Annotated in this window: 8 protein-coding genes; 1 reads left to right on the plus strand and 7 read right to left on the minus strand. The window is 52.7% G+C overall.

All coding sequences use genetic code 11. From position 1 onward, the window contains the following. Positions 1-290 (plus strand): hypothetical protein (locus DWX65_RS15255; RefSeq protein WP_207661137.1); only part of this gene is annotated, 290 nt, incomplete at its 5' end. A gap of 42 nt (positions 291-332) precedes the next feature. On the opposite strand, the gene DWX65_RS14625 is transcribed toward DWX65_RS15255, so the two are convergent. From DWX65_RS14625 to DWX65_RS14655, 7 genes are all read right to left on the minus strand, one after another. Next, positions 333-1,559 carry a plasmid recombination protein gene (locus DWX65_RS14625; RefSeq protein ID WP_182432203.1) on the minus strand — a complete coding sequence of 409 codons (1,227 nt, stop codon included), beginning with the start codon at positions 1,557-1,559 and terminating at the stop codon, positions 333-335. Positions 1,560-1,839: 280 nt separating this feature from the next. Beyond that, positions 1,840-2,193 (minus strand): helix-turn-helix transcriptional regulator, encoded by a 354-nt coding sequence (locus DWX65_RS14630; RefSeq protein WP_117515911.1) that lies wholly within the window; start codon positions 2,191-2,193, stop codon positions 1,840-1,842. 83 nt (positions 2,194-2,276) lie between these two features. Then, a complete protein-coding gene (locus DWX65_RS14635) occupies positions 2,277-2,792 on the minus strand; it encodes a hypothetical protein (RefSeq protein WP_117515913.1) in 516 nt (171 codons plus the stop codon). Further along, on the minus strand, positions 2,789-3,037 hold the full coding sequence (locus tag DWX65_RS14640) for a hypothetical protein (protein ID WP_087295647.1): 249 nt from the start codon (positions 3,035-3,037) through the stop codon (positions 2,789-2,791). Before DWX65_RS14640 ends, DWX65_RS14635 begins: the two co-directional genes overlap by 4 nt. Before the next feature lie 18 nt (positions 3,038-3,055). Continuing rightward, on the minus strand, positions 3,056-3,328 hold the full coding sequence (locus DWX65_RS14645; protein ID WP_066859802.1) for a type II toxin-antitoxin system YafQ family toxin: 273 nt from the start codon (positions 3,326-3,328) through the stop codon (positions 3,056-3,058). Continuing rightward, on the minus strand, positions 3,321-3,602 hold the full coding sequence (locus DWX65_RS14650) for a type II toxin-antitoxin system RelB/DinJ family antitoxin (RefSeq protein ID WP_087295645.1): 282 nt from the start codon (positions 3,600-3,602) through the stop codon (positions 3,321-3,323). The genes DWX65_RS14645 and DWX65_RS14650 overlap by 8 nt, the downstream gene beginning before the upstream one ends. A gap of 245 nt (positions 3,603-3,847) precedes the next feature. Next, positions 3,848-5,377, minus strand: coding sequence for a hypothetical protein (locus tag DWX65_RS14655; protein ID WP_118173738.1), 1,530 nt, complete (start codon positions 5,375-5,377; stop codon positions 3,848-3,850). Positions 5,378-5,471: the final 94 nt, after the last annotated feature.

Below are 5,471 nucleotides of genomic sequence, written 5' to 3' on the forward strand. Positions count from 1 at the left end.
CCCCCTTTTCCCCCTCGCTCTGGGGCATGGAAATGATGGAAAACCTTTCAGGTTTACCACATTCCCACACCCCGCCGCTCACCCCCATAACCCTCTCCGACTTTCTCCCTGTCCGAGAGAGAATATTTTATTATTTTTCTCCCTGGCCTAAAGGCCAGAGGGGGGCATATATTATCAATATATTTTATTCCCTATTTTACAACCCACTAACTCCCTGCCATCTCCCATACCCCATAGGGGGGGCATATATTATCAATATATTTTATTCCCTATTTTTACTGTTATTATAGCCTGTCCGGGCGGCTCTTGCAAGGCCCCCTGACAGGCTTCTTTTACAGCTCCATACCACCCCAGGTATGGCCCCGTTCCTGCTCTCTTTCCGGCTGCTGCACCTCTGGCACAGGTAGTAGCTCACGCGCCTTTTCGACCAGGGGCCGGAACTGCTCTGGCAAGTGCCGATCCAGGAAATCCAGCACCGCCCCGATCCCTTCCTGAAGCCGCGCCGAAAACCCGCGCTCCCGGCTCAAATCTTCTTCCAGGTATTCCACCTGCACTTTGAGCTGCCGGTTTTCATTTTCAAGCCGCTGCCGCTCCTGGGCCTCCTTCAGCTTTTCTTTCGTCGAGGGGATTTTCTGCTGAAGCTGTTGGTTTTCTACCTTCAGCTCCCGCACCTTCTGCTCTGCCGCCGCGCCCCGGATCACCGCCGCCTTCAGCTCCTTCACCTGCTCCACCGTCACGCCCTTGACGGCCCCTGTCAGCGTCTTTTCCGGCTGTATTGCGTCCAGATCGGGCTTGACCTTCTCAACCGCTTTCAGCAGCTTCACATTCCCTTGCAGGGCCTTTCTCTGCTTTTCCAGAGCCGCGATCTCCTGCTCTGCCGCTATCACCTGTTCCTGGACAGCTTCAAGCCGCTGGGCCGCTGCTCTATACTCTGGCAGCTCCATATGAGGCCGGCCACCGCCCAGGCTGATAATCTCAAATTCGTGCGCCTGGGCGATTTCCGTTAGAGCTTCTTTCTCCCGTTCCATCCAGGCTTTCCATTCTGTCTGCTTCCGGCCCAGCCCTTCAAATCCCTGCTGCTTTAACGCCTGTTTCATTGATACCCGCGTTGAGAGGCCCCGGCTCTGTTCCGTTGCCACAGGCACGAAGTCCACATGGAGGTGGGGCGTGGCCTCGTCCATGTGCAGCACCATATTGAACACCCGCAGATGAGGGTTGCGCTCCTGGAAGGATTCTGCAAATTCTTTGAGAGCTGCCGCCGCCCGTTCCCCTCCAGGGGAGCCGCACCCGCAGTCCGTCAAGTTGCCGATCTGAAAGATAGCCTCGTGAAATAGCTTTTCCTGCTTGCTCTGCCTGATATGCTCATAGTAGTCTGGTATCTTGTCCCTGGTCTTTTTCTTTTTGGCATTGTAGGCAGCCAGGGCTTCATCGAAAAGTTCGTGGTACACCTTTTTCAAATCCTCGTTGCAAAAGGTGACATTCTGCCCCGACCTGCTCCGGTCTACATTCGCCGCTGAAAAGCTCCTGTTGTTGTGCCGGATGCTTCCCCGGCCCGTCATTCCCGAAATGGTTGTACCTATAAAATCACCCGTCCCTTTCCTGCAAAAAGCCCATATCTTACTATTCTTATTTTACCATAACTGGCCGCAGGCCACAACCTCTTTGTTACTTTCTTGTGAGAAAGTAACGCAAAAGCACTTTCACACCGCCGCCCCTTTGGGGCTGGCAGTATGAAAGTGCTTTTGCGCGCTCCCGCGGGGGATTGCCGGAGCTGCCAACCGCTACGGTTTCCCGCTGCTTTCGGGCGGCTCCGGCTGGGGCTTCGGCCACACTGTCAAATTACTGCTTTATGTTCTGCAAAATTTCCTCAACCGTCGTTCTGTACAACTTTGCCAGCGCAATCAAATTAGAGGTACTCGGATCACATTCTCCGCTTTCCCACTTAGATACTGCTTGCCGACTAACCCCTATTGTTTCTGCTACAAATTCTTGAGTCATCTTATTTTTAGTCCGCAAGTCTTTCAATACTTCACCTAAATTTTGCTTAAGGACGCTCTTTTCAGCTCTTACATCTTTAGACCTAATATATTTCTTCAAAGCTCGAATAATTAAGATAACCAGATAGATAAATAGCCCGAAAAGACCTGCATAGATGATCAAAGAAATAACCAGCATTGGTGCCGCTATACTCATATTTGTTCCTCCTTTCTGATTATCATTTTAGCAATAACTTCTCGGTTGCTACCATCAATTATTGAGCAACTTTAAGTTGCTTTCTACTTTCCAAACAGTTTACTAAACCACCCGCGCTTTTGCTCCGGCTCCTGGCCCTGCTGATCCGCTCCGGCCTCCCCGGTAAGAAGCTGCTGCTGGATTGTCCCCGCGTGAAGGGCCTGGGCCGCCGCTGCTGTCTGCTGGGCGGCAAGCAGCGCCGCGCTGACCTCTGCCAGCCTTGCGTTTAGTTCCTCAATCTGCCGGTCTTTCACTTCAAGCTGCCCCTGCAGCGTGTCGATGGTGGCCTGCAAAACTGCTACCACTCCGGCCTCTTGCGACTGCTCCGGCACCGCTCCAATGGAGCGCTCCGTATGCGTATCCGTATGCGCTCCATTGGAGCGGTCATCTTTCAAAAAATCTTGTTTTATCAGGGTTTCAGCCTGCTCCGATAGATACAATACCCCCTGCTCCGTATGCGTATACGGAGCGCAAACCGTATGCAGCTTGCCTTTGTATCGCTTATAGACCGCCTGCTTTGATACCCCTATCTCGTCGGCTATCTGCCGTATCGTTTTCATACTTTCACGAACAGGCCCACAGGACACACACCCTTAAACCCAGGCGTAGATATGTACCAGCAAGCAGGGCCTGTCGGCTCCCAGGCTACTTCAAGGGTAATCTCGTGCCAGCCATCTGGAAACAGAGCTGTAAATCCCTCTCCTGCGTGTATGCCGCGCCCTTCCAAGAGCAGACGAGGGTGCGGATCATCGTCTGCCGGATCGGGAAGCTGTATCTGCGCGATCCTCTCTTTATCCCAGCTCATAGACCTTTCCTCCTTCCCCTAAAATAAGTCGCTATGCGATCCCGTCCGGGTAAGATATAAAATCAGCTCGTCCCCGTCCACTTCGTAGATCAGCAACCAATCCGGCGTAATGTGGCACTCACGACACCCCGCATAGTCCCCGGAAAGCTGGTGATCCCTGTTCTTCTCCGGCAACGGCTCCCCCGCAGCCAGCTTTTTAATAATATCGGTCAGCAAAGAAATATCAAAGCCGCGCTTTTTCACACGCTTCAAATCCTTCTGAAACTTTGTGGTTGGTCTTATGTTATACATCGGCAAGCAGCTCCTCCATCATCTGATCGACATTGGAATAGGTCTTGCCGAGGCTCGGATCGGCCTTCATTCTCTTTACTTCCTGGATTGCTTCGACGGTTTCTGCGTTCGGCACATCGCCGCTGATTTCAAAGGGTATTCTATACTCTCTCACCGCCTTACGAGCAAAAACATTGAACGCCGTTGTCATCGTCATTCCCATATCAGCACAGAACGCCTCAAACTGCCGCTTCAAATCTGCGTCCATACGAATGTTAATATTTGTATTCGCCATAGATAGCAACTCCTTTCACTCTTATTATATACATTGTATCATTTTTTATTTACAATGTCAATACATTTTCCTGCCCGTTTCCCCAAGCCCTGGCTCTTAAACTTCTGCCCTGGTATGTACGCATTTAGGTGGCAAAAAAGCCTTGATTTATGCGGCTTTCCGGGCGCGGTAGAGAGGGGGCCGGTATATTTACCCTCGGAGGGCTGAAAACGGCTTCTAAAGCGTAACAGGGGCCTTTCTGGGCCTTATTCCTGGCCTCCATTGTGCAGCGCGTCCAGGAGCCAATCGCTTAACTCCTGGGAAGGGGACACCTGCACTGTTATATGCCCATTTTCAAAGCGTACCGCTGGCGGCGGGCAATCCCACCACTTACGGACGGTTTTCGGATCAAGGCCAGTTTCCCGGTGACAGTCAGCCTTGCGCCCCTCCGGGTGCTGCTGCCGCCATTCATAAACCCGCACCTGAGCCGTTCCGCTGCCTTTAGGCCGCCCGTTCCCTTCTCTCCAATCCTTTTTCCCTTGCTGTTTCGCTTTAATATCCCGAATAGCTCTTGCAATTTCAAGATGATCTGCTTGTCTTTGAAAATTACGCTTATTGACAGGCATAGTCAGGCCGGAGAGCTTCGCTATATCGTCCCTGGGGAATGTCACATAGTCCTCATTGAACATTTCCAGAGCGCACACCACATCATCTTTTGTAAAGCGGTTTATATCCTCCACGCTCATATCATCGTAGGGCCGGAGCAGCGCGAAAGCGTCCCGGCGCAGCTCGTCCTCGTCTATCCCGCATTTTTTCGCATAAATCGCCAGCGTCATAATGCCATAGAAACGATGGCCCACCCGGATTTCATCGGCGATCCGGTGCAGCCCCCAGTCGTAAAGGTCACGCTTAACCGTCCATCGGCCCCGCCGCTCCTTCTTGACGATCCGCCGCTCATACCAATCCGGGTACTTCTCTTTCGCCTCGGCCAGCGACAGGCGGCTCTTTCTCATAAGCCCCTCAAGCCGCTGCTGTTCCCCGTTGCTGTCCGGGATATAATCAAGCAGCCACGCCAGCTCCACCGGCCCGCCGAGCCGGAACGCCCTCACAGGATACTCACCCCCCAGCTTCGAGCCGGAGCCGACCACCCGAAAGCCCTGCAAAATCCCCTGCATTTGCGGCTCCTTGATAGTGGAGGTAAACTTATTCCAAATCTGCCGGGTAAGGGAATATTTCAGCTCTTTCAAGCATTTCTGGTTGTACGGGTACATAGGCACCGGCTCTTTCAGCACATAATACAGGTGAAGCCCTGTCCCGCTGTTTACAACAAAGGTTGCCTGGGGCAAAATATCCTTATTCATCTGGTGCAGCGTGTCCCGGAGCTGAGGCATACCCACCCCGTCCAGGTCAAAGACCAGAGCATAGAGATACCGGGCATTTTTGCCACACCGCCGCCGCCCAAAATAAGAAATCGGGGACATAATCGTAAAATCGGTGTCTTGCAGCTCCCGCAGCTCGTCCAGCTCGTCAGTGATGGTACAGCGTTTCGCTTTACCGTCCCCCTCGATCTGCAAGGCAATCCCCGTTGCCTTGTCAACCTCACCTTTCGGCACCGTCACCGCAATTCCATTTCCCTTCCTGTCCTCAAAATGACCCTTCCTCTCGAAAGATCCTTCCGGGAAGATCTCACGATAAAACTCATACGGCTCCACCGGCTCCAAAAACTTCTCTAAATGCTCGTTCTTTTCCCTGTAAAGTTCCCGCAGCCGTTCCAGAGCTTCTTGCTGATCCGCCATTCCTTACACCTCTTTTCGTACATTCTGCAAACCCACAGGGGGAAAAGGGGGAGCCAAAGAGCGGCCCCAAAGGGGCCTTAAAGAGAAAGTCACC

This window comes from Roseburia sp. AF20-18LB (assembly GCF_003461185.1).
Classification (GTDB): Bacteria; Bacillota; Clostridia; order Lachnospirales; family Lachnospiraceae; genus Roseburia_C; species Roseburia_C amylophila.

Coding starts and splice junctions, on each gene's coding strand:
- DWX65_RS14625 (WP_182432203.1), bottom strand. CDS start 1,559: ATGACGGGCCGGGGAAGCATCCGGCACAACAACAGGAGCTTTTCAGCG.
- DWX65_RS14630 (WP_117515911.1), bottom strand. CDS start 2,193: ATGAGTATAGCGGCACCAATGCTGGTTATTTCTTTGATCATCTATGCA.
- DWX65_RS14635 (WP_117515913.1), bottom strand. CDS start 2,792: ATGAAAACGATACGGCAGATAGCCGACGAGATAGGGGTATCAAAGCAG.
- DWX65_RS14640 (WP_087295647.1), bottom strand. CDS start 3,037: ATGAGCTGGGATAAAGAGAGGATCGCGCAGATACAGCTTCCCGATCCG.
- DWX65_RS14645 (WP_066859802.1), bottom strand. CDS start 3,328: ATGTATAACATAAGACCAACCACAAAGTTTCAGAAGGATTTGAAGCGT.
- DWX65_RS14650 (WP_087295645.1), bottom strand. CDS start 3,602: ATGGCGAATACAAATATTAACATTCGTATGGACGCAGATTTGAAGCGG.
- DWX65_RS14655 (WP_118173738.1), bottom strand. CDS start 5,377: ATGGCGGATCAGCAAGAAGCTCTGGAACGGCTGCGGGAACTTTACAGG.